Below are 24,328 nucleotides of genomic sequence, written 5' to 3' on the forward strand. Positions count from 1 at the left end.
AAGGATTGAAAGCGAATACAATTTGCCTTCATTATACTTGATTGGGTTCATAAAGAGTAATTATCTGGTGTAAAAACTATTTAAATTAATAAATTGCTAAAAACTAACGTGCTATAATTTAGTTCCTTGGCAGGGGCGACACGGTCATGAACGTGCCTAAAAACGATGAGTCAGTATTGTTACTGGTTTGTCGTTTTTTATTTATTTTTCTAAAGGGATAAAGTAAGCTGAAGCCTTGAAAGCACTAGGAATTTAAGGTACAGTAGTAGGAGATGTGAAACAAAGTGTTTCACGAAAGGAGCACGATGAATGAATCCGGAACAATTTCGCCAAACATTAGATGATCAAGGGATTCAATTAACCGATCGCCAGATGCAACAATTTGCTGATTATTATCGGTTATTAACAGTGACAAATGAACACGTTAATTTGACGCGGATTACTGAAGAGAATGAAGTTTATTTAAAGCACTTCTATGATTCTTTAACGGGTGCCATGGCTGAACCACGTCTGCAAAGCCAGCAGTTAACCTTATGTGATATTGGCGCGGGGGCTGGTTTCCCATCGATTCCATTAAAGATTGCTTTCCCCCAATTAACGGTGACCATTGTTGATTCACTTAACAAACGAATCAACTTTTTACAAGAACTGGTCGATCACCTTCATTTAACTGATGTGACGCTGGTCCATGATCGCGCCGAAACATTCAGCGATAAGAAGAGTGCTCACCGTGAAAAATATGATTTGGTAACTGCCCGGGCAGTGGCACGGCTGTCAGTATTAAGTGAATTGTGCTTGCCAGCTGCCAAAGTCGGTGGCGAGTTTCTGGCATATAAAGCCAGTGCTGCGGCAGAGGAAATCCAACAAGGTGGCACTGCAATTAAGAAACTCGGTGGTAAAATTAATAAGACAGTGACGATGACATTGCCGGGAACGGATGAAGAACGGAACCTCATCTTAATTGATAAGGTGAGTGCAACCCCAAAGAAGTATCCACGGCGGCCAGGGTTGCCAAACAAAAAACCAATCCATTAGAAGTGAGGGAGAGAATTATGGCTTTTTCGTTATTTGGCATCGGGAAAGAACATTCCGGTGACACTAAGAATAAGGTTGTTAATATTAAGGTTGATCAAATTATCCCTAACCGTTACCAGCCACGGAAAGTGTTTGACCAAAATGGTATTCGTGAATTGGCCCAAACGATTGATGAACACGGTTTATTGCAACCAATCATTGTACGGGAATATGAACCGGCAAAGTACGAAATCATTGCCGGTGAGCGGCGGTACCGAGCTGTTAAATTATTAAAATGGGAAACGGTACCGGCAATTATTGAAAAGATGAGTGACCGGGAGACCGCATCATTAGCGTTGATTGAAAATTTACAACGGTCACAACTGAGCTCTGTCGAAGAAGCTCAAGCCTACCGTCAATTGATGGACCTGAACCACATGACCCAATCTGCTCTGGCTAAGGGAATGGGAAAGAGTCAGTCCTTCGTTGCCAATAAGCTTCGGCTCCTGAAGTTAATTAAGCCAGTTCAAACAGCAATCCTGGACCACCGGATTTCTGAACGGCATGGTCGGGCAATGCTTGATTTGGATGAAGGTCAGCAACGAGAAATGTTAATGCGGGTGGTCAATGAACGGCTGACTGTCCGGCAGACTGAAGATGAAGTTGCCCGTTTGTTAGGACGACCGTTACCGTCAGAATTGGCTAAAAAACGAGCAGAAAAGAAGCGGCAAGAATTAGCCGATCTTGAAGGCTTGCCAGCAAGTGGCACCGCGAATGAAGAAGAGGTTATTGCTACTTCACAACCAGCTAAGAAAGCCAAGAAGAGTAGAAAGAAAACTAGTCGGCGTTCAAAGACTAAGAAGGGTAGTAAGCGGACTACAGCTAATGATCCCCGCCTGGCTTTGAATACCATTAAGAAGTCAATTAAATTGGCTACTGATAACGGCTTTACGGTGAAGACCCACGAGCAAGATGATGACGATTCCTATCAACTCGTGATTGAAATTCCGAAGAAACAGTAGGAGGAAAGTACATGGGATACGTAATTGCACTTGCTAATCAAAAGGGTGGCGTTGGGAAAACAACCACCAGTGTTAATTTAGGGGCCTGCTTAGCGGATCTAGGCAAGAAGGTTCTCCTCATTGACCTGGACCCGCAAGGTAACGCCACAAGTGGTCTCGGCATTGATAAGAAGAGCATTAAGCAGAGCGTTTATGATGTGCTGATCAATGATGTAGACCTGAGCGATATCATTTTGCCTTCTAGCCATAAGGGGATGGATATTGCGCCGACGACCATTGCTTTATCGGGTGCTGAAGTTGAACTGACCAGTTTGATGGCCCGTGAAACCCGTTTAAAAGATGCCTTTGGAAGCGTTAAAGACGAATATAACTACATTTTGATCGATTGTCCGCCTTCGCTGGGTTTGCTGACAATCAATGCCTTCACGGCCTGTGATTCAATCTTGATTCCGGTTCAGAGTGAATACTATGCCCTTGAAGGACTGAGTCAGTTATTGAACACTATTAAATTAGTTCGGAAACACTTTAACCCTGACTTGAAGATTGAAGGCGTCCTCTTAACAATGTTTGATAAACGGACTAACCTTGGTCAACAAGTCAACGCCGAAGTAAAGAAGTTCTTTGGCTCACAGGTTTACCAGACGATCATTCCACGGAATGTGCGTTTGTCAGAAGCACCAAGTCACGGTGAGGCAATCGTTGACTACGATAAGCGGTCAACTGGTGCGCACGTCTACCAGCAATTAGCAAAGGAAGTGTTGGCAAATCATGGCGAATAAAAAGCAAAGTGGTTTAGGACGAGGCATTGAAGCTCTGTTTGAGGAAAACAACCTTGATGATTTAACCTCACAGGAAAGTGTGCAGGACATTGAACTGACTAAGATTCGTCCTAATCCTTACCAGCCACGGCGGACCTTTGACCAGAAGGCCTTGAAGGAACTGGCCGCTTCCATTAAGAAGTCAGGCGTTTTTCAACCGGTTATTTTACGTCAACCAGATCCTAAACTGGAACGGTACGAATTGATTGCTGGTGAACGGCGCTTCCGGGCTTCTAAGTTAGCTAAACAGAAGACTATTCCCGCAATTGTGCGGTCCATGTCTGATGAAAAAATGATGGAAGTTGCCGTACTGGAAAACCTTCAGCGGGAAGACTTGACACCACTGGAAGAAGCCCAGGCTTATCAGACATTAATGAATAAGTTGGACCTGACTCAGGCGCAAGTTGCGACCCGGTTAGGGAAGAGCAGGCCATACATTGCCAATTACTTACGGTTGTTAGGATTACCACCAGAGATCAAGAAGCTTGTATCTGGTGGCCAGTTGTCAATGGGACAAGCCCGGACAATTTTGGGATTGAAGGATCGTAAGAAACTGGTATCCTTGGCTAAGCGGGCCGTGGATCAAAACATCACGGTTCGTCAGCTTGAAGATATTGTGGCCAAGATGAACGGCAATACCAAAAAGAAAACCGCACGGCGCCGTCGCAAGCCAGCATATGCTCGGGCAGCCGAGTCTGAACTGCAAAGCAAGTTTGGTACGAAGGTGGCGGTTGCTCCTGGCCGGAAGCGGAATACGGGGAAGATCGAAATTCCTTATACGAACGCAGAAGACTTTGACCGGATCATGAAAGTATTAAATATTTCATTAGATTAGAACAGAAAGGATGATCACTGATGGCAGCTTACGATAAAGGCGACATTGTAATGATGAAAAAGCAACACCCGTGTGGGACCAATCGGTGGTTAATCACGCGGGTCGGGGCTGATATCAAGATTCAATGTACTGGTTGTGGGCACATTGTGATGATGACTCGCCAAAAGTTCGACAAGGGCTTTAAGAAGGTTCTGGAAAAGGGAACTAATGAAGAAGCTTAATTTATAAAAGAAAAGGAAAGTGAAGAAGACATGTCATTAACTGCAGGGATTGTTGGGTTACCAAACGTTGGTAAGTCAACCCTATTTAACGCAATCACTAAGGCGGGCGCCGAAATGGCCAACTACCCGTTTGCAACGATCGATCCAAACGTGGGGATGGTGGAAGTCCCAGATAGTCGTTTGGACCGTATTAACGAAATTATTCCAGCAAAGAAGATTGTCCCAACAACCTTCGAATTCACCGATATTGCCGGAATCGTTAAGGGTGCCAGCAAGGGTGAAGGGCTTGGAAACAAGTTCTTGGAAAACATTCGGCAAACTGATGCGATTGTGCACGTTGTCCGGGCCTTCGATGATGACGACATCACCTCTGTTACTGGTAAGGTGGACCCTATCGACGATATTGATACCATTAACCTAGAATTAGTGATGGCCGACTTAGATGCCGTTAACAAGCGTTTGGCAAAGGTTCAACGGGCTGCTAAGGGCCGTGATAAGGATGCCTTAGCAGAATTAGCAGTATTGAACAAGATTAAGCCAGTTTTGGAAGACGGCAAGAGTGTCCGGTCAATTGACTTTAATGACGACGAAAAGAAGATCGTTAAGGGCCTATTCTTACTGACGAGTAAGCCCGTGCTGTATGTTGCTAACATTGCGGAAGAAGACATGGCTGATCCCGACAGCAATAAGTACATGGACCAAATTAAGGAACATGTTAAGGGTGATGGTGAAGTCATTGGTGTTGCTGCCGCTGCTGAAGAGCAGATTGCAGAAATGGATGAAGCAGATAAGGCTGACTTCCTTGAAATGGAAGGGGTTAAGGAACCTGGTTTGAACCGTTTGATTCGAGCTGCTTACAAGCTCCTTGGGTTGGAAACCTTCTTCACTGCTGGTGGCCCAGAAACTCGAGCATGGACCTTTAAGAAGGGTACCAAGGCTCCCCAAGCCGCTGGTATTATTCACTCTGACTTTGAACGGGGCTTTATTCGGGCCGAAGTAATGAGCTTTGATGACTTGGATAAGCTGGGCTCAGAAGCGGCAGTAAAGGAAGCCGGAAAGTTACGGCTAGAAGGTAAGGATTACGTCATGCAAGATGGCGATATTGTGGAGTTTAGGTTCAATGTTTAGAGTGCGAGGCCGTAAAAAACTCCCGGTGGCTAACGATTGCTCCGACAAACGGCGACTTGTCGTCGGCGGAGGAGTGCGTTAGCTCGAGGGAGTTTAGGCCGAGCACATTTCGACTCAGTTGCAGTAGAAGTTTAGGCCGAGCACGTTTAGACTCAGTTGCAGTAGAAACTTAGGCCGAGCACGTTTCAACTTAACTGCAGTAGGAATTTAGACTGAGCTGCACCTCAATCCACAACAATTATTTATCCACACCATTTTTAGGAGGAACATTAATCGTGAGCGAACAAGAACCACGAAATGCCCAAGCTGGCCAACGCCAACGCGAACACCTGAAAAAGGATCGCCAAGCAGTGGGCAATGAATTTAGTAAGTATCATTTAACAAAGAAGAACGAAGAATTCGTTTTTCAATTGAATAAGCAATTAGAACGGCAAAATGTTGCTAGTGAGAAACGTCCAGAAATTATGAAGACGACGATTGAACAGTTACAGGCAGCACAAAAGAAGGGGCAAACCGCTAAAAGCCTGTTTGGTACCCCAACGCAATACGTTAAGGACCTTAAGGATCCTAAGAAGCAGAGCAATGCTAAACACATGACCAAGCAAACCATTAAGCTGCTCTCTGTTGATAACATGATTATCTTCATGAGTATTTTCACTTTCCTGTATGGCTTGATGTACTGGTTAGCTCCAGCAGCAATGCAGGTTCCGCACAATGGAAGTTCTGGAATGACTTCGATTGTGATTGTCGCAATTACCGGTGGGGCCATCTTTGGTTATGTTGCTTGGCAATTGCAACCAAAGAAGAAGAATGGCAAGTGGGTTCAAACAAATCCGCTGTGGTTCCGGATCTTGACGATTGCCTTTGGACTAGTTGTTTGGTTGGCAATCTACATGGGAGCCAGCCTCTTACCAAACGCTCTCAACCCGCGGTTGAATGTCTGGGCTTACCTGATCATCGGAATTGTCTTCTTCATTGGCGATATCATCTTCCGGCAGCGGTTCCACATTCAAGGTTCACTGTTTGGTAACCGCCGTAAATAAAATAAAAATTGGTGAGTGTTCATGGAATAGGCCGAACATTCACCAATTTTTTCGTTTAAATTAATTTTTGATTTAATAAAATACCGAACTTATGTAATTACATTAAACACAAAAGTTAGTGTCGTCTGAAACAATCATGCGCTAAATTAAGAAAATTAACCACGAATTCCGGTTTTTCCGTTGATTTTTTGAATGAATCCTAGTACAGTATATCTAATCAAAAATCAAAGGGAGTGTCTAGTCACATGTCAAATTGGGATACTAAGTTTGCCAAGAAGGGTTTAACTTTCGATGATGTTTTATTGATTCCTGCAGAAAGTCACGTGTTACCAAATGAGGTTGATCTGAGTACAACCTTAGCTGACAACCTGCATCTGAACATTCCAATCATTTCAGCCGGAATGGATACCGTTACTGAAGGATCAATGGCGATCGCAATGGCTCTTCAAGGTGGACTAGGTGTAGTTCACAAGAATATGTCTATTCAAGCACAAGCTGGTGAAGTCGCTAACGTTAAGAGCGTTGGGGTTCCAGCTAATGCTACTAAAGCAGCCGTTGATGACCAGCATCGTTTACTTTGTGCGGCAGCTGTTGGTGTGACTAGTGATACTTTTGAACGTGCCCAAGCTCTGCTCGACGCTGGTGCGGACGCAATTGTTATTGATACTGCTCACGGTCACTCTGCTGGTGTTCTGCGGAAGATTAAGGAAATCCGCGATCACTTCCCTGATGTAACCTTAATTGCTGGTAACGTTGCTACAGGTTCTGCTACTAAGGCCCTCTTTGATGCCGGGGTTGACGTTGTTAAGGTCGGCATTGGACCTGGTTCAATTTGTACTACCCGAGTGGTTGCCGGTGTTGGTGTTCCACAAATCACGGCCATTTATGATGCTGCCCAAGTTGCACGTGAATATGGCAAGCCAATTATTGCCGATGGTGGTATCAAGTACTCCGGTGATGTTGTGAAGGCCTTAGCTGCTGGTGGTAATGCCGTGATGCTTGGTGGAATGCTTTCCGGGACTACTGAAGCTCCTGGTGAAGTCTTCGAAGACGGCGGTAAGAAGTACAAGGCTTACCGTGGAATGGGTTCTGTTGGTGCAATGGCTCAAGCTCATGGTTCTTCTGATCGTTACTTCCAAGGTGGCGTTAATGAAGCCAACAAGTTGGTCCCTGAAGGAATCGAAGCCCGTGTTCCATACAAGGGTGACGTGGCAGATGTCCTCTTCCAAATTGATGGTGGTTTACGTTCAGGAATGGGTTACGTTGGTGCACCTGATATTCCAACGATGATTGAAAATGCCCAATTTGTTCAAATCACCAATGCCGGTCTTCGTGAATCACACCCACACGATGTTCAAATCACTAAGGCGGCTCCTAACTACAAATAAAGTTAGCTGAGACTATCAAAAAGGCGACTGGAAATTTCCAGTCGCCTTTTTAGTTACAAGTTAATAAACGATTACTGGTTCATGCACCTCTAAGGCTTGGTAGCCTTTCGGCGCGTCAGCCGGTTTCATATTCGCACAGCCATGGGAACCACCCTTTGTGACACTATTTGTCTTCAAGTAAGCGGTCTTGGACCAGTCCGTTCGCCATGGGGCGTCGTGAAAACCACAACCGCTATTGGTAAATTGGGACCAGTACTTAACCTTACTTGAATATTTCGAGCCATCATCATTAGAACCCTTCAAAACGGATGGTGATTGCTTATACATGATGTACCAGACACCGTGGGGAGTCCGATCGCCAGGTTTGTTAGATCCCGTGACGATATCAGCATCAAAGACGCGTTTACCATTACGATAGAACCAAGCGTGCTGGTCGGCAATCGAAATTACCGCATACGTCTTACCGATCCCGTCGTTAGCTTTCTTTCCATAACCGGTTCCGCCAGTGTAGTAACCCTTACCATAAATATCATTAGCTGCGTTTACTTTTGACTGGTTCTTTTCCAGAGCGGTCGTAAATGACTGTTGGGCTTTCGTTTTACTGATCTTCCAGCCATAAGTTCCTTTGTTACTGGTTGTGATCCATTTCCCAGTGGGGGTCTTAAACTTGAACGACCGGCCCAGAGTGGCTTGCTGACGATTAATGCGATTAATGCTGGAATTCAACTTATGCAGGTCAAACTGGTATTTACCGTGCTGATAGGTAGCAGTGGTAATGATTTGAGCAGCGGTTAAATGATAAGCTTTTCCGGCAACGGTGTAGGTCACAGCCCGCTTTTGTAGATTTTGCAACTGGGTTTTTTCATGCTGGACAGTAGCACTAGAAGCTGACAGGGGATGCATGTGGTGTGCAGTAATTCTGATTGTTCCCTGGGCCGCCTGCTGGTTAAATTGACGCATCACGTCTGCTGGATCGTACATATCACCAGCTTTCGCCGGAACGATTGATACTTGATTATCCTTGAGTTGGGCGTAAGCATCAACGGGTCGTTGCCGTCCTTGATTCATTCGCTGTAAAGCATTAGTAACAGCCGTCTGCAGAGCATTTTTACGGTCTGCTGGGTTGTCCGCTGGTGTTAAAATTAATGCTTGCTTCTTCTTGGAAGGGAAGAAAGTGCGTTGCTTTTTCTGAAGTCTGGTCATTTGTCTTTCTTGAGAATCTTGGATACCAGAGTTGGAAGGCGCCCCCGAATAAATTAGTTGTCCATTAAGGTAAACACGATTTAGCCTTTTAGCAGTTTTAACTTTATTAAAGGCTTGTTTAGTGTTCAACCCGCCAACCCGGACACCATTAATGGTCGTATTTTGATTGAAATAGGTGTGTTGGTGATGAATCATCAGGCTAGTGACGATTACTAAGATGACAATTACGATTGCCCCACACCGTTTGATAGATAGTTTCATTGTGATTCCTCACATGTTTGAAATTTGTTCGATTACTTTTCATATTGTACTGTATCGATGGATAAATTCAATTAGTTGATACTAAAAAAGACATAAAAAGCGCGAAAGCGGGAGTTATCCTTCTTTAATCAAAAGAAATTATGACTATTAACAGAAAAGCTGGTACAATCAGTTTATAATTCTGTTTTTATTGAGGGAGAAGAATCATGAATAATAATTCGGGAGATACAGAATTTCCATTAACAAGGTCGGAATATCAACACCGGATGCATGGTAATGGGGGTAACAATCGTCAACCGAAAAACTGGGGTAATCGGATTTTTTGGTCAATTGTTCTTTTCTTAATTGCCATTATTGTCATCTTTGGTGGGATTGCTTGGCATAATGTTCATCAGACCAGCAATGAAATGTTTACTTCCGCTGGTGCTAATAAGGAGCGGAATGCCCAAAAGGTCTTAGCTGAACGGCGGCCAGTTTCAATTTTGCTACTAGGAACAGATACTGGTGACCTGGGTCGTCATTACAAGGGACGGACTGATACAATTATGCTCATGACGATCAATCCTCAAACAAAGCAGACCACGCTAGTTTCCATTCCACGTGATATGAAGGTTAACTTGCCAGATTATCCTGATGAATCACCGGCTAAGATTAATGCGGCCTATGCATACGGTGGAACCAAAGAAACGATTAATACTGTTCAGAAATACTTCAATGTGCCGGTCGACTTCTATGCACTAGTTAATATGGCCGGGATGAAAGAAGCAATCAACCAGGTCGGCGGAGTTACGGTAACGCCACCACTAACCTTTGACTACGAAGGGGCCTCATTTGTTAAAGGAAAGCCCCAGCACATGAATGGGTGGACGGCCCTTAAGTTCTGCCGGATGCGGTATGATGATCCAAAAGGTGACTATGGACGTCAACAACGGCAGAAGATGGTCATTGAAGCCTTGCTGAAGAAGTCGATCTCATACAAGACTGTACTTAACCAGAAGTTCCTTAAGACGGTTTCTAAGAATGCTAAGACGGACCTGAAGTTTAGTGAAATGATGACCTTAGCGCAACATTACCGGCAGGCTACCAAGAACATTAAGCAGAGTCATGCGCAAGGAACAAGTGATGACTCGGATGGTCAAGCATTCCAAGATGTTTCACATTCAGAACGACAACGAATTTCCGACTTGCTCCGTTCCAGCTTGGGACTCGAACAAGAAGACCTCAATACAAATAATTAATCTTTAATGACCTGAGTAGGCATTTGCTTGCTTGGGTCATTTCTATTGGAAAATGGTATGATGGAAGTGTGTGCAAAAAGCAAATATTTCATTAAGGTAACCCGTAAAACACGGTGATGAAACATAAAATGACTATAATTAACTCGTTAAAGTAGTTAAAGGGTGAATGATATGAAAATTTTGGTAGTAGATGACGACAAAGAGATTGTTCAACTATTAGAAATTTACATTCGAAATGAAGGCTACGAGCCAGTCGCTGCTTACAATGGGAAGGAAGCAATGACCAAGCTCAATACTAATCCGGATATTGCATTGATCATTCTGGACTTGATGATGCCTGAGATGGACGGGATGCAAGTAATTAAGCAGGTACGCAAGGATTCTGATATTCCAATCCTTGTTCTATCTGCTAAGACCGCCGATATGGATAAGATTCAGGGCCTGGTTTCCGGCGCTGATGATTACGTAACGAAGCCATTTAATCCGTTGGAAGTAATGGCTCGGGTTAAGTCATTATTGCGGCGCAGTCAGGGTGAAGTTACTAACGATACCCCAGATATATTGAACGTGGGTCCATTGACGATCAATAAGGACTCTCACGAAGTCAAGACGATCAAGGGCGACACAATTCAATTGACAGCCCTGGAATTTGGAATCTTGTACTTGTTGGCTAGCCATCCTAACCGGGTCTTCTCAGCGGACGACATTTTTGAACGAGTATGGCAGCAAGAGAGTGTTGTTTCTGCCAAGACGGTCATGGTCCACGTTAGTCACCTTCGTGATAAGATCGAAGAAGCAACAAACGGTGAAAAAGTAATCCAAACCGTATGGGGTGTCGGTTACAAGGTTGAAGACCACTAGGATAGTACGTGTGAATATTTGATGGAGGAACGGTTGTGAAACTAACTGGACGCGAAAAAAGTTCATTAATTTTTGAGGGGATTGTGACGGTTGTCCTATTAATTCTCCTGAATCTGGCAATTATCACGATTGCTCAAGATATCGTGGAATCAAATCCGGGAATCACAAGCGGGATCTTCATGATCAAACAGTCATTGCGAATTGGCCCGATGCAGGCGCAAATTTGGAGCTACCAGCGGATCATAATTGCGTTCTTGATCATTATTGATATCTGGGTAGTGTGGTGGCGACTGCGCCGGCGTTACCACCTGTATCAAATGAACCATATCATTGGTGAATTGCACTATATTGCGCAAGGTCACTTAGACCACCGGATTCCCTTTAAATTAAAGGGAAATGAGCAGCACGTGATCACGAGTGTGAATGCCCTTGTTGATAGTGCTGTTCAGTCGATGGATGATGAACGGAAGATTGAAAAATCCAAGGATGAATTGATTACCAACGTTAGCCATGACTTACGGACACCGTTAACTAGCATTATTGGCTACTTGGGACTAATCGAAGACAAACAATACCGGAGCGAAGATGATATCCTCAAGTACACCCACACCGCTTATGAGAAAGCTAAGCAGATGAAGAACTTGGTGGAAGACCTGTTTGAATATACCAAGGTGCAACAGCATGGGGCACCAGTCAATATCATGAAGATTGACCTGAACCAGTTACTGGAACAGCTGACTGCTAGTTTTGAATTGGAAGCTCAGCATCGAGGAATTGAAATTACTTCGCACGTAGAACCAGATCCACTGATGCTGGAAGCAGATCCAGAGAAACTGGGCCGGGTGTTCTCTAACCTGGTTTCAAATGCTTTTAAGTACGGCAATGGCGCTTCCTATATTAAAATTGATGCCCGTCAGCGGGGCACCAAAGTTGTGGTGAAAGTTAGCAACGACGGGACGCCGATCCCTGCGGAATCAATTGACCACTTGTTTGAACGCTTTTACCGGGCTGAGGCATCGCGTTCACGGGCTACCGGGGGAACTGGGTTAGGCTTAGCGATTGTTAAGAGTATTGTTGACCTTCATCATGGGACCGTGAAGGCTGAATCAAATGAACAGCAAACCTCATTTATCGTTACCTTACCCCTCAAGCAGCATAAATAAATTAAGTTTGGAAGACGGAAAACATTAAAAAATTCCGCCTTCCTTTTATATTCACCGAATGTTGAATGTGTTAAACTAAAAGAGCATTGTGTCGGCTTCTGTACGAAGCTAGAATACAAATTAATTGGAGGAAATTCTGTGTCGGCAAAAGCGCAAATTAATCCTGAAAAAGCACGGTGGCTTGAAGTCCTCGGCATCTCAATGCCCCTTTGTCTGAGTTACATTCCAATTGGGGTAGCCTGTGGGATCTTACTTCACGCAGCGGGCTTTAACTTTATCATGACACTGATTGTTTCAATCGTGGTCTTCTCTGGAGGAGCTCAGTTCATTCTGGCATCGCTATTGACAATCAATGCCCCACTAAGTTCGATCTTTATGACGCTTTTCTTCTTGGAATTGCGGTATGCTCTTTTAGGATCAAGTCTTTCTAAATATATCAAAAATGAGTCACAGCACTTCATCTGGCTCTTTGCGGTTTCAATGAATGACGAAAACTATGCCGTTAACTATTTGAAGTTTGCAACGGATAAAAAGTGGCATCCTAAAGATGGCTTGTTAGTAGAACATTATTCGCTGCTATTCTGGTCAGTTTCCAACATGGTGGGGGGCTTAATTGGTAGTGCAGTGTCGATCAACCTGGAAGTGGTTGATTTCGCATTGACGGCTCTCTTTATTTACATGATTGTCATGCAATTACGAAGCCACCTGGCATTGCTGATTTGCTTACTATCGGCTGTCCTAGCTGTTATCTTTATGGTATTAACCGGGAGCATTATTGGGGTTGTTATTGCCACCCTAATTGCTTCGTTCGTTGGTTTCCTGATTGAAAATACCGTTCGTGAACATGCAAAGGTGCCGAAGAACAATTGGTTCTTGGCCAAGCTCTTCCGTCCACGGGCAACGCGGATTACTATTGAAGATCAGAAAGCTGAAGAAAAAGAAGAACAGGAAGAACAAGAAGAGCAGGCAAGCAAAGCTGAAGAAGCAGCGGCTAGTCATGACGAACCGCGTCAGCATAATTAGTGGAGACTGTTAATATGGATTTGTTGAGTAATTTACAGTTAATGATTAGTGATACATTTGCTAGTAATAAAATTCTTTACCACGTGGTTGTAATTATCTTTGCAGCCTTCGCGGCATTCATTCCTCGTTACTTTCCAATTCGCTTTTTATCTTCACGTAAGATTCCGGAATGGTTTAACGAATGGATGAAGTATGTGCCGGTTAGTTTGTTTACGGCACTGGTTGTTAAAAACATCTTCATCACCACGAAGGGTTATCATTTTGTCCCCTTCGGTCATCCCGACCAAATCGTGGCTGCATTGATTGTTATGGTGATTGCTTACTTTACTCGTTCGATGGCGATTTCAGTTGTTGGTGGGTTAGTATCAGTGTGGTTGCTATCGATGGTCATCTGAATAAAAATGCAAAATAATGGTTGACAAGCATCATTAATGTGATTATTATACTTGTTAAACAAAATACCTTTAACTTAGTCCTGTGAGGCTAGGAAGGATCTAATTGAACGTGATAAGTATAGCGCCTTTCCAGTCCACGGCTGGGAAGGCTTTTTCTTACCTGTCGTGAACATGAATGGCTGCCAAAGCGCCAATTATAATCTGGGTATTTTATCGCTAAACCATTTAATTGTTCCTGTGAGGACATAATCGGTGTGCTGATTAAACCCATTCATATTTAATCAAAAACAGCGTTAGTCTAATCAGGAAAATGGTTAGCTAATGCTGTTTTTCACTTAGGTTTGATTAAAGGAGTACAGATTATGACATACGCACAACACGTTGCAAAGGCACTTTTAGACATTAATGCGGTTACCTTGAGCCCTGACGAACCATATACCTGGGCTAGTGGACTGAAGGCACCAATCTATACTGACAACCGTCTGACCATTTCATATCCAGACGTTCGCCAAGCAATTGTTAACGGTATGACCACTCAAATTAAGTTGCACTACCCAGATGTCGATGTTATTGCTGGAACCGCGACTGCTGGGATTCCTCATGCGACTACCGTTGCCCAAGAAATGGGCTTACCAATGGTTTACGTTCGCGCTCATGCTAAGGATCATGGCCAAGGCAAGCAAGTCGAAGGTGTTATCCGTGCTGGCCAAAAGGTAGTCGTAATCGACGACCTGATTTCTACTGGTAGCAGTGTTTTGAATGCCGCCAAGGCAGTAGAAGATGCCGGTGGCAATGTTATCGGGGTAGTATCAGTATTTACTTACCAACTGCAAGCCGCTGAACAAAACTTCCTGGCAAACGGCTTGAGCTACTACTCAGTAACTAACTATTCCACGTTGATTAATATCGCTAAGGAAAATGGTGACATTAGTGCCGACCACCTGAAGTCGTTACAAGAATGGCGGCAAAACCCAATGGCCTGGAGTGAACAACACAAGCTGGCCGTAGTTGGCTAAAAAAGAATATTTGAAGAAATAAAATCGAGGGTGAGAAAAAGCAGAACGCTTTTTCTCACCCTCTTCTGTTACTAGTAGTCTTGAACTTACCAAGTCTAATTGCGCGAATTAACCAGCGCCTTCGAGGCTAACTACGGATGACTCTGATAATTTCATCACCATTCATCGTTCCAGGTTAGCCCACCAGGCTCTTGAGAAGGTTAATTCCCAGCTTCGATTTTTGTTACTTGTTACTTTCTTTGTACATGTATTCCCGCGTCATTGGTAAGTTCTTACCAGAAGCACCCTTCGTCATCAGGTATTGGATAACATCGATATTTCCAGACTCAAATGAAGCGGCACATGCTTGCAGGTATAAATCCCACATCCGGGTGAACCGTTCACCCATCATATCTTCAATTTGGGAACGGTGAGCATTAAAGTTCATATCCCAAATTTCCAAAGTCCGTTGGTAGTGACGCCGCAACATTTCCATATCAGCGATTTGCATATGGTTTTCAACGATGTGGTCAACCATTTCACCAAGACCAGGAACATAGCCACCAGGGAAAATGTACTTGTTGATCCAACCGTTGAAAGCGCCACCTTGTTGACGGGTAATACCATGAATTAAGGCCACCCCGTCATTGGTGAGGTACTTGTAAATGTCCTGGAAGTACAGGCCTAAGTTTTCTTTTCCAACGTGTTCGAACATCCCCACGGAAGTGATGTAGTCCCACTTTTCGTCACCAAGTTCACGGTAATCCACGAGGCGAACTTCAGCGACATCTTGCAGGTCTTCGTCTTCGATCTTCTTTTGAACGAAGCGGAATTGTTCTTCACTCAGGGTGACCCCAGTTACTTTCAGGCCATATGACTTAGCAGCCGTCAGCATTAAAGTTCCCCAACCACAACCGATGTCGAGGAGCTTCTTTCCTGGTTGAGGGTCCAGCTTCTTTAGGATGTGGTGAACCTTATCCTTTTGGGCCTTAGTCAGGTCATTCCGGTTGCCACCTTCAAAGTAGGCACAGGAATAAGTTAAAGTGTCATCAAGCCATAACTTGTAGAAGTCATTACCAACATCGTAGTGACTTTGAACGTCGGTCTCACTTTCCTTTTCGGAATGGCCTTGTTTAGGAAGAAACTTGCGGAATTTAGAATTACGCATGAATGAACCGGCACTTTCGTAAGCAGAGGTGATTAGCTTCTGGATACTACCGTCAATTTCAATTTTGCCATCCATATATGCTTCCCCAAGTGCGATGGAGGCGTTACGAGTAACTTCCCGGATTGGAATCTTTTCCTTGAAAGTAATCGTTACTTCGGGTTCTCCGTCACCATAAACGACACTTTTGCCATCCCAGAAAACAACCTTAACGGGGATGTTGAATGAGTGACTAAGTAGTGACTTATAGAACGTCTTTTCTAGCATTTTAAACGAATCCTTCTTTCACAAAGTATGCAGTTTATTATAACACTAGCTTGTGAGCTTTTCTGATGAATTGATTGTCACCAATTAAAAATACCGGTAAGATTGAGGACAGAATATTGTTATGGAGGAAAGTAATATGACAGATGTCTGGCATCGTTTTATTAATAATGTGCGATTACGCCGCTTTGTGGTATTGATGCTGATCATTTTGGTCCTGTGGATGATGCGATCAATGATGAACTTGATCTTGTTTACCTTTATTTTGACCTTTATTGTGGTTAATTGGGTCCGGTGGGTCCAACGCCGCCTGCCGAAGGTCCCGACAACGTTGACCGTGGTGGTCACATATGTGGTTTTGGTGGCTGCAATCTACTTTGGGGTCACGAAGTACTTGCCAGTACTAGTTAACCAGGTTATTAAAATGGTTAATTCAGTTATTAAGTTTTACAGTACCCATCAGGCAACCGTCATTTACCATTATGTTAATCATTTTGTTAGCACAGCAACGATTATGAGTCAGGTCCGGCACGGCTTGACGATTGCAGTTAACACTTTAACCAGTCTTGGAACTGGAACTGTGACCTTTGTGCTTTCGTTAATTCTTAGTTTATTCTACTCGTTAGAATTAAAACAAATGAATGAGTTTTCCCGGTCGTTTCAGACCAGCGATTTTGGTTGGTTCTTCCAAGATATTGACTTCTTCGGTAAAAAGTTTGTGAATACTTTTGGGGTCGTTTTGGAAGCCCAATTCTTCATTGCCATTTGCAATACCGTGATTACGACAATCTGCCTGATTTTTATGCACATGCCACAGATCTTTGCTTTGGGATTAATGGTGTTCTTGTTCTCACTGATTCCAGTTGCTGGGGTCATTATTTCGCTGGTGCCATTGAGTATGGTTGCCTACTCGGTGGGTGGCGTACGCGATGTTATTTATATTTTAATTATGGTTGCCGTCATCCATACCCTGGAAGCATATGTCCTGAACCCGAAGTTTATGTCGAGTAAAACGGAATTACCGATCTTCTATACCTTTATTGTTCTGCTTGTCAGCGAGCACCTCTTTGGGACCTGGGGCTTGATTGTTGGGGTACCGATCTTTACTTTCTTGCTGGATATTCTGGGGGTAAAGTCGATCCACCATAACAGAAAGAAACCGTTAAGACACCGCCAACCAACTAGTTAAGTAAAATCTAAAGTTCTTCTTTTCTGATCTCCTAGTAAATCTTACTAGGAGATTTTTATATTAAAGGCGAATAATAGTGCGTGCATATTTTATTTTGTTCGTAAATAGGATTGATTTATCGATGGGAATTTGCTATCCTGAAAGCAGTTTTAAGGGAGGTTCCATTATGAGTCAAATTTCTGTTGTTATGGGTAGCAAGTCAGACTGGCCAACGGTTAAAGAGACTTGCCAGATTTTAGATCAATTTGGCGTTGATTACGATAAGCAGGTTATTTCTGCTCACCGGATGCCAAATGAAATGTTCGCTTTTGCTCAAAGTGCAGTTGATCATGGGACTAAGGTGATCATTGCTTGTGCTGGTGGGGCCGCTCACTTGCCAGGGATGATCGCGGCCAACACCCCATTGCCAGTGATCGGTATTCCGGGACAAACCAAGGCCCTGGGCGGGATGGACTCGTTACTGTCGATTGTTCAAATGCCAGCTGGCATTCCTGTTGCAACCACGGCGATCGGGGTTGCGGGGGCAAAGAACGCGGCATTGCTGGCTCTCCAGATTCTTGGCATTAATGATCATGACATTCAACAACAGATTGTGGCATACCGGCAACAAATGCACGATGCCGCTAAAGAAAGCAGTGCTGACCTTGACTAAAATGATTCAACAAGGACAAACCATTGGAATTATTGGCGGTGGCCAACTCGGTCAAATGATGGCACTGGATGCTAAACAGACGGGGATGAAAGTGATCATCCTTGATCCAACGCCGCATTGTCCAGCCGGGCAGGTGGCTGATGAACAAATCGTGGCACCATACGCAGACGTTAAAGCAATTGAAGAATTAGCACGGCGGTCAGATGTGCTGACTTATGAATTTGAAAATGTTGACCTTCATGCTTTAGAGGATGTTGCCGATAAGGTCTACGTGCCTCAAGGGACTCACTTGCTGTATACTACCAAGAACCGGATTCGTGAAAAGACCTTTTTGCGTAATGCAGGACTAAAGACGGCCCCATTCATGGCCGTCCATAACCATGCTGACCTTGACAAGGCAGTGGCCAAGATCGGCTTCCCATCCGTCCTCAAGACCTGTGAAGGTGGCTATGATGGTCATGGCCAGGAAGTACTGCATTCTAAGAGTGACCTTGCTAAGTGCGATGGCATCCTATCCACTAAGGACGCCATTTTGGAAGGCTGGGTACCGTTTAAACTAGAATGTTCCGTCATGGTGGGACGAAACGAAAATGGTGAAGTAACCGTCTTCCCCGTATCTGAAAACATTCACCATGATGAAATCCTGCACCTAAGTATCGTCCCTGCACGAATTTCAGCTGAATTACAGAAGAAAGCCCAACAAATGGCGGTTAAGATTGCCGATGCGATTAACTTACGGGGCATCTTAGGGGTAGAAATGTTTGTTGGTCATGATGGCGAGATCTACATTAATGAATTGGCGCCACGGCCACATAATTCAGGGCACTATTCGATTGAAGCTTGCAACTTTTCACAGTTTGCCGTCCATAATCGGGCGGTCTGCAATTGGCCATTACCAAAAATTAAATTGTTATCACCAGTTGTGATGGTTAACGTTCTAGGACAACACGTTGCGGGTGTTCGTGACCAAATTGCTAAGCGACCAAATTGGCACTTCCATGATTATGGCAAAGCCGAAGTCCGGCATAATCGTAAAATGGGGCACGTCACGATTTTGACAAATGATGTCAACCAAACAATTAAGGAAATTGCTGACACTCATATTTGGGATAAATAGCGAATTCGTGCGATAATGGAACAGTAATAAATTTAGAGAGGATTTTTGCAGAGATGATTGATCGTTATACCAGTCCAGAAATGGAAAAGATTTGGAGCCTTGAAACGCAATACCAATGCTGGCTTGAAGTCGAAATTGCGGCAGATGAAGCGTGGAGCAAGCTTGGTCATATTCCAGCAGAAGACGTTGAAAAGATCAAGAAAAACGCTAAGTTTACTGTTGATGGCATTGCGAAAATTGAAGCGGTTACACACCATGATGTGATTGCCTTTACTCGAGATGTATCAAAGTCACTGGGACCGGAACGGAAGTGGGTTCACTATGGCTTAACCTCGACTGATGTTGTTGATACTGCCCAGGGGTTACGGCTGAAGAAAGCTAACGACATTCTGCGTAAGGACATTGACAACTTTATGGATGTCTTGAAGACAATGGCTGAGAAGTACAAGTACACTGTCTGCATGGGACGAACCCATGGTGTCCACGCTGAACCAACGACATTTGGCTTAAAGGCCTTGCGCTGGTATTCTGAAATGAAGCGGAACAAGGAACGTTTCGAACATGCTGCCCGCGGGGTTGAAGCTGGTAAGATTTCTGGTGCGGTAGGTACCTTTGCTGAAGTGGACCCATTTGTGGAAAAGTATGTATGTCAAAAGCTAGGCTTGCGGGCACAAGAAATTTCTACGCAGATTTTGCCACGGGATTTACATGCTGAATACATTGCCACTATTGCCTTAATCGGTACTAGTCTGGAAGAAATGGCCACGGAAATCCGTTCCCTGCAACGGACAGAAATCCATGAAGTTGAAGAACACTTTGCCAAGGGGCAAAAGGGGTCTTCCGCAATGCCACACAAGCGGAACCCAATTGGCTCAGAAAACATTTGCGGTTGTGCGCGGGTATTACGCGGTAATGTTGTAACTGCTTATGAAGATGTTCCTTTGTGGCATGAACGGGATATTTCCCATTCCAGTGCTGAACGGATGATTTTGCCAGATTCCACATCCTTACTGGATTACATGCTGAACCGGTTTGGGCGGATCTTACACAGCTTGGATGTCTTCCCTGAAACCATGAAGAAGAACATGGATAAGACCCTGGGCTTGATTTATTCTGGTCGGGTGCTCTTGAAGCTGGTTAACAGCGGGATGACCCGGGAAGCAGCTTACGACCTTATCCAGCCATATACTGCTAAGTGCTGGGCTGACCAGGTTCCATTCCGGCCATTATTGGAAGCTGATCCAACAATCAAAAAGCAATTAACCAAGGAAGACCTTGACGACGCCTTTGATTACCATTGGCACTTGCGTCACGTTGATGACATTTACAAGCGGGTTCTTGGTTAAATAAAGAAAAACAGACGACTAACGTTGATACGTTAGTCGTCTGTTTGCGTTTTAAATGAATATTTTGTTTTATCGCCGAGAAGGACTAGTAGCTAACGGTTTTACTGCAACCGAGTCAAAATGTGAGCAGTAGCTGATTGGACATCCACACCGATGAATCGGGTGTGACTATCCTAATCAGCCTTGCGGGGGCTCACAGACGAAAACAAGTTTTCTGGTTCGCTCCCTTGCCGCGACAGCAACTTCTGCCTTCTAATGCTCCCAGGTCAAGACATGCTCGCCCTAATCTCCCTCGAGCTAACGACCTCCTCCTCCGACGACAAGTCGCCGTTCGTTGGAGTATTCGTTAGCCACCGGGAGATTTAACGTGCTCGCACTCTCATTTCTAGAAATGCCCCTTCACATCCTTATCCTTAAAGGAATTAGGATCAGGGATAAATGAAATATCGGTATCGATAATCCCAAACTTCTTCCGGAGCATCCGCTCAATCTTTTCCGACAACTGGTAACTTTCCAAAATGGTCATTTTACCGTTGACGGTCAGTGTGGCATCTAATGAAACCACATTGCCGTTATAGTGGGCTTTTAATTCAACAACCTGATGAACCTTATGGACATCCAGAATAGCTGTGCGGTATTCTGCTTCCGCTTTAGGATCAAAATAATCGGCCAAATTCAGGCTCGTACTAAAGAATATTTTGATCCCTGAATAAAGGATGAACAAACCAACTACGATACTGGTAACTCCATCAAGCCATGCCAGATTGAAAGCGAGGGCACCGCCAATAGCAACCATTGTACCGATACTGGTAAAAGCATCGCTTAAACTATCTTGGGCGGATGCCAGTAAAGCGGCGTTCTTTAATTTGCGTCCCGTCTGCCGGTTCATATACCAAACCACGAGCATAATTACAGAAGCAATGCCGGCCCCAACTAAGGCAATGGGCTGAGGAACAACACGGGTGGCTGGATCAGTAAGACCGTGAAAGCCATCAGTAATAACACTAAGGGCGATGGAGATCATCACAACCGCTGTGACCAACGAAAAGATGGTTTCGTAACGCCACCGGACAAATTGGATTCGCTGATCGCCGCCCAAGAACTTTTTAGTCTTCATATTAGGGAGCTTAATTCCCGCAATATCATCGTCATTAATGTCTTGGGCAATATGTAAACCAAGCATTAATAAAACCGTGGAAATGATTCCTGATAAGTTGTTAAAGGCGTCCGCCCGTAAAGTTTGCGATTTACTGATGGCGGCTAACCAGTATTCAATTATCGAAATCGCTAAATAAGCCAATAGATTATAAATGAGATGGCGTTGGGAAGCGCGGATCTTTTGGAGTTCAATTCCTTGATCGGCCTCCCAAACGGCCATCTCATTTTTTACGTGTCGTTTGATTTTACTCAAATGCTTCAAAATCCCCCAAAATTAGTAGATTACGACTATTCTAACACTCTTCAGTGCTTAGAGGGACCAACTATTGGCAATTGGTAATAGTGGATAATCACACTGTTTTTGGAGAGCTGCCGCTTCTGTCGTTGATAGGGTCGGGGTGATACCTGCCCACCGGTCATTGTTGGTCGAAGTCTTTTGCCAGGCTAAATCGACTGGCGGTGCTTGTTTAGCAACTGCCAAGTAGGCCTGGGGGAGGTCATTGATGGAGTTAGTCGTCAGGTGGTTGTGATAACCATTAAATTCTTTCCCACAGTCGAAGTTCATGATGTGGTCCGCCACCGCCACCAGATCACTCAAAATACTGTTGGCCGTTGGCTCTGCGCCGGCACCTGGACCAGTGTAAACGGTGGTTCCTAAGGCATTAGAGTTAACTTCAATTGCATTTTGAACGCCCGCAATCTGTGCTAATTGGGCGGTTTGCGGCAGCAGGGCTGGACCTACAAAGGTGAAAATACAGTCACCTTTTCGACGGGCAATGGCCAATAACTTAACAGCATAACCGAGTTGACTAGCGGCGGCTAACTGTTGCTTACAAACCTGGTCAATTCCGGTCACAGTGAGCTGGTGAGGATCCAATGCCCGGCCAAAGGAAAATTGGCTCAGAATACTTAACTTATTAGCAGTATCAATTCCCTTAACATCGTTAGTTGGGTCGGGTTCGGCGTACCCCTTTTCTTGTGCCTCCGCCAAGGCATCCTGGTAGGAAAGACCAGCGGAGCTCATTGCAGTCAGAATATAGTTAGCTGTTCCATTAATAATTCCAGTGATTTGATTAATTTGATCAGTAACTAAGCTATTGGAAAGCACCCGCAGGATGGGGATCCCCCCGGCAACACTGGCCTCGTACATAAAGTCAACGTGACGGAAACGGGCAAGTTCTGCTAATTGTGGACCATCAGTTGCTAGGAGGTCCTTGTTAGCGGTAATAACTGATTTGCCCCGGTAAATAGCCTTTTTAATCACGTCACGCGCTAGATTAACCGTCCCCATGGTTTCAATTACTACTTGGATATCCTGGTCATTCAACACGTCATCGATGTTGTCGGTTAAGGTCGTGCCAGATGGCAGCGGGTCATTGCGGTGCTTCGCTAAGTGGGCGACTGCTACCCGCTTTAAGTGGAAATGGACTTGGGCGGTTTGCTCGAGCTTTGCTTGTTGGGCCTGTAATAGTTTAACCACGCCGGAACCAACTGTCCCTAATCCCAGTAGGCCAAGGGTAATTGTGCGCATGATGGAGCCTCCTTTTTAAATTTGATCGAGGGCCTGTGATAAGTCAGCAATTAAGTCATCAGCGTTTTCAATCCCCACAGATATCCGGATGAGGTCAGGGGTCACACCGGCAGCCTTCAGTTCTTCAGGACTTAACTGAGCGTGAGTGGTTGAAGCAGGGTGAATGATCAATGACTTGGCATCCGCCACGTTAGCCAACAGTGAGAATAACTTCAGGTGGGAAATCAGTTCCTTACCAGCCTTTTCACCACCAGTTAAACCAAGGGTGAAGATCGAACCAACCCCCTTAGGGAAGTACTTGTCAGCTAATGGCTTGTATGGGCTGTCTGGTAATTCTGGGTAGTTGATCCATGCAACCTTTGGATGGTCGTTTAAGAACTTAACAATCTTCCGGGTATTAGCAACGTGTCGTTCAACCCGTAATGACAGTGATTCTAGTCCTTGGAGGAGTAAGAATGAATTGAAAGGACTAATGGTAGCACCGAGGTCACGGGCAGTTTCTGCCCGCACCTTAGTCGTAAAGGCGGCCGGTGCGAGGTCGGCAAAAACGAGGCCGTCGTATTGAGCATTAGGCTTGGTAAATCCAGGGTAACGGCCACTGGCTCGGTAATCAAACTTACCGTTTTCGACGATGACCCCACCCATTGTGGTTCCATGACCACCAATGAACTTCGTTGCGGAGTGGACGACCACATCGGCACCTAAATCGAGCGGCTTAACAAGGTAAGGCGTCCCGAAGGTGTTGTCAACGATGAAGAGGATCCCGTGGTCATGGGCAATCTTGGCAATCTTTTTGAAGTCCACGAGGTTAATGCCCGGGTTACCAATACTTTCAACGTATAGGGCCTTGGTATGTTCGTTAATTTCCTTGGCAAAGTTTTCTGGATCATCAGGGTCAACGAACCGAGTCTTGATACCGAGCTTTGGCAGGGTCACGGAAAATAAGTCGTATGTCCCGCCGTAAATGGTGCTGGCAGAGACAATCTCGTCGCCTTGTTGGGCAATGTTGAGAATAGCTGCGGTAATGGCAGCCGAACCAGTAGCTAAAGTGATTCCAGCTGTCCCGTGTTCCAAAGCGGCTACCCGCTTATCAACGACTTCCGTAGTTGGGTTCGTCAGTCGTGTATAAATGTTACCGGGTTCCTTGAGACTAAAACGGTCAGCTGCTTGTTTAGCGTCTTTGAAGACGTAAGAAGTGGTTTGATAAATCGGGACAGCACGCGCACCAGTTTCATCGATATGTTGACCAGCGTGAACTTGTAATGTTTCAAAATGATATTGTGGTTGTTTACTCATAA

Annotated in this window: 23 protein-coding genes; 18 read left to right on the forward strand and 5 right to left on the reverse strand. The window is 44.7% G+C overall.

The genetic code is table 11. The features are described 5' to 3' along the window. The first annotated feature begins 309 nt into the window (after positions 1-309). From rsmG to guaB, 8 genes are all read left to right on the forward strand, one after another. A complete protein-coding gene (gene rsmG, locus FD27_RS04345) occupies positions 310-1,035 on the forward strand; it encodes a 16S rRNA (guanine(527)-N(7))-methyltransferase RsmG (protein WP_057750083.1) in 726 nt (241 codons plus the stop codon). Between the two features lie 17 nt (positions 1,036-1,052). Then, positions 1,053-2,036 (forward strand): nucleoid occlusion protein, encoded by a 984-nt coding sequence (locus FD27_RS04350; protein WP_057750085.1) that lies wholly within the window; start codon positions 1,053-1,055, stop codon positions 2,034-2,036. A gap of 11 nt (positions 2,037-2,047) precedes the next feature. Then, entirely contained in the window at positions 2,048-2,815 is a 768-nt protein-coding gene (locus tag FD27_RS04355) for a ParA family protein (protein WP_057750088.1), read from the forward strand. After that, complete coding sequence (locus FD27_RS04360; protein ID WP_057750091.1) at positions 2,805-3,689, forward strand: ParB/RepB/Spo0J family partition protein; 885 nt, start codon at positions 2,805-2,807, stop codon at positions 3,687-3,689. The genes FD27_RS04355 and FD27_RS04360 overlap by 11 nt, the downstream gene beginning before the upstream one ends. Positions 3,690-3,709: 20 nt before the next feature. Further along, complete coding sequence (locus tag FD27_RS04365; RefSeq protein ID WP_057750094.1) at positions 3,710-3,910, forward strand: DUF951 domain-containing protein; 201 nt, start codon at positions 3,710-3,712, stop codon at positions 3,908-3,910. A 30-nt stretch (positions 3,911-3,940) separates the two neighbouring features. After that, the gene (ychF, locus tag FD27_RS04370) at positions 3,941-5,038 is read left to right on the forward strand and encodes a redox-regulated ATPase YchF (RefSeq protein ID WP_057750097.1); all 1,098 of its coding nucleotides are present in this window, start codon (positions 3,941-3,943) and stop codon (positions 5,036-5,038) included. Between the two features lie 275 nt (positions 5,039-5,313). Next, on the forward strand, positions 5,314-6,081 hold the full coding sequence (locus FD27_RS04375) for a DUF1129 domain-containing protein (protein WP_057750099.1): 768 nt from the start codon (positions 5,314-5,316) through the stop codon (positions 6,079-6,081). 245 nt (positions 6,082-6,326) lie between these two features. Beyond that, positions 6,327-7,469, forward strand: coding sequence for an IMP dehydrogenase (gene guaB, locus FD27_RS04380; RefSeq protein ID WP_057750102.1), 1,143 nt, complete (start codon positions 6,327-6,329; stop codon positions 7,467-7,469). 60 nt (positions 7,470-7,529) lie between these two features. Here guaB and FD27_RS04385 read toward each other — a convergent pair whose 3' ends face one another. Beyond that, positions 7,530-8,933, reverse strand: coding sequence for a L,D-transpeptidase (locus FD27_RS04385; RefSeq protein ID WP_057750106.1), 1,404 nt, complete (start codon positions 8,931-8,933; stop codon positions 7,530-7,532). Between the two features lie 206 nt (positions 8,934-9,139). Between FD27_RS04385 and FD27_RS04390 the strand changes: the two genes are divergently transcribed. The 6 genes from FD27_RS04390 to pyrE all read left to right on the forward strand — a co-directional run bounded on the left by FD27_RS04390 (position 9,140) and on the right by pyrE (position 14,629). After that, a complete protein-coding gene (locus FD27_RS04390) occupies positions 9,140-10,171 on the forward strand; it encodes an LCP family protein (RefSeq protein ID WP_057750109.1) in 1,032 nt (343 codons plus the stop codon). A gap of 171 nt (positions 10,172-10,342) precedes the next feature. Continuing rightward, on the forward strand, positions 10,343-11,032 hold the full coding sequence (croR, locus tag FD27_RS04395; protein WP_057750113.1) for a response regulator transcription factor CroR: 690 nt from the start codon (positions 10,343-10,345) through the stop codon (positions 11,030-11,032). Positions 11,033-11,067: 35 nt separating this feature from the next. Next, entirely contained in the window at positions 11,068-12,195 is a 1,128-nt protein-coding gene (locus tag FD27_RS04400; RefSeq protein ID WP_057750116.1) for a sensor histidine kinase, read from the forward strand. A 201-nt stretch (positions 12,196-12,396) separates the two neighbouring features. Next, the gene (locus FD27_RS04405) at positions 12,397-13,218 is read left to right on the forward strand and encodes an AzlC family ABC transporter permease (protein ID WP_057750215.1); all 822 of its coding nucleotides are present in this window, start codon (positions 12,397-12,399) and stop codon (positions 13,216-13,218) included. Positions 13,219-13,232: 14 nt separating this feature from the next. Next, positions 13,233-13,613: an AzlD domain-containing protein gene (locus FD27_RS04410; RefSeq protein ID WP_083482688.1), complete on the forward strand. Its 381-nt coding sequence runs from the start codon at positions 13,233-13,235 to the stop codon at positions 13,611-13,613. Between the two features lie 362 nt (positions 13,614-13,975). Further along, positions 13,976-14,629, forward strand: a complete 654-nt coding sequence (gene pyrE / locus FD27_RS04415) for an orotate phosphoribosyltransferase (RefSeq protein ID WP_057750119.1) — start codon at positions 13,976-13,978, stop codon at positions 14,627-14,629. Positions 14,630-14,852: 223 nt separating this feature from the next. On the opposite strand, the gene FD27_RS04420 is transcribed toward pyrE, so the two are convergent. Then, entirely contained in the window at positions 14,853-16,040 is a 1,188-nt protein-coding gene (locus tag FD27_RS04420) for an SAM-dependent methyltransferase (RefSeq protein WP_057750122.1), read from the reverse strand. 136 nt (positions 16,041-16,176) lie between these two features. On the opposite strand from FD27_RS04420, the gene FD27_RS04425 reads away from it, so the two are divergent. From FD27_RS04425 to purB, 4 genes are all read left to right on the forward strand, one after another. Further along, positions 16,177-17,226 (forward strand): AI-2E family transporter, encoded by a 1,050-nt coding sequence (locus FD27_RS04425; RefSeq protein WP_057750125.1) that lies wholly within the window; start codon positions 16,177-16,179, stop codon positions 17,224-17,226. A gap of 166 nt (positions 17,227-17,392) precedes the next feature. After that, on the forward strand, positions 17,393-17,878 hold the full coding sequence (gene purE / locus FD27_RS04430; protein ID WP_057750127.1) for a 5-(carboxyamino)imidazole ribonucleotide mutase: 486 nt from the start codon (positions 17,393-17,395) through the stop codon (positions 17,876-17,878). A gap of 1 nt (position 17,879) precedes the next feature. Beyond that, positions 17,880-18,995, forward strand: a complete 1,116-nt coding sequence (purK, locus tag FD27_RS04435) for a 5-(carboxyamino)imidazole ribonucleotide synthase (protein WP_181578080.1) — start codon at positions 17,880-17,882, stop codon at positions 18,993-18,995. A 53-nt stretch (positions 18,996-19,048) separates the two neighbouring features. Beyond that, the gene (gene purB / locus FD27_RS04440) at positions 19,049-20,341 is read left to right on the forward strand and encodes an adenylosuccinate lyase (RefSeq protein ID WP_057750132.1); all 1,293 of its coding nucleotides are present in this window, start codon (positions 19,049-19,051) and stop codon (positions 20,339-20,341) included. Positions 20,342-20,726: 385 nt separating this feature from the next. Here purB and FD27_RS04445 read toward each other — a convergent pair whose 3' ends face one another. The 3 genes from FD27_RS04445 to FD27_RS04455 are packed head-to-tail and all read right to left on the reverse strand — an operon-like array spanning position 20,727 to position 24,326. Next, positions 20,727-21,752: a cation diffusion facilitator family transporter gene (locus FD27_RS04445; protein ID WP_057750135.1), complete on the reverse strand. Its 1,026-nt coding sequence runs from the start codon at positions 21,750-21,752 to the stop codon at positions 20,727-20,729. A 57-nt stretch (positions 21,753-21,809) separates the two neighbouring features. Further along, the gene (locus tag FD27_RS04450; protein ID WP_057750138.1) at positions 21,810-23,030 is read right to left on the reverse strand and encodes a homoserine dehydrogenase; all 1,221 of its coding nucleotides are present in this window, start codon (positions 23,028-23,030) and stop codon (positions 21,810-21,812) included. A 15-nt stretch (positions 23,031-23,045) separates the two neighbouring features. Then, positions 23,046-24,326 (reverse strand): O-acetylhomoserine aminocarboxypropyltransferase/cysteine synthase family protein, encoded by a 1,281-nt coding sequence (locus FD27_RS04455; protein ID WP_057750141.1) that lies wholly within the window; start codon positions 24,324-24,326, stop codon positions 23,046-23,048. Positions 24,327-24,328: the final 2 nt, after the last annotated feature.

It is taken from the genome of Limosilactobacillus frumenti DSM 13145 (genome assembly GCF_001436045.1).
Taxonomy (GTDB): domain Bacteria; phylum Bacillota; class Bacilli; order Lactobacillales; family Lactobacillaceae; genus Limosilactobacillus; species Limosilactobacillus frumenti.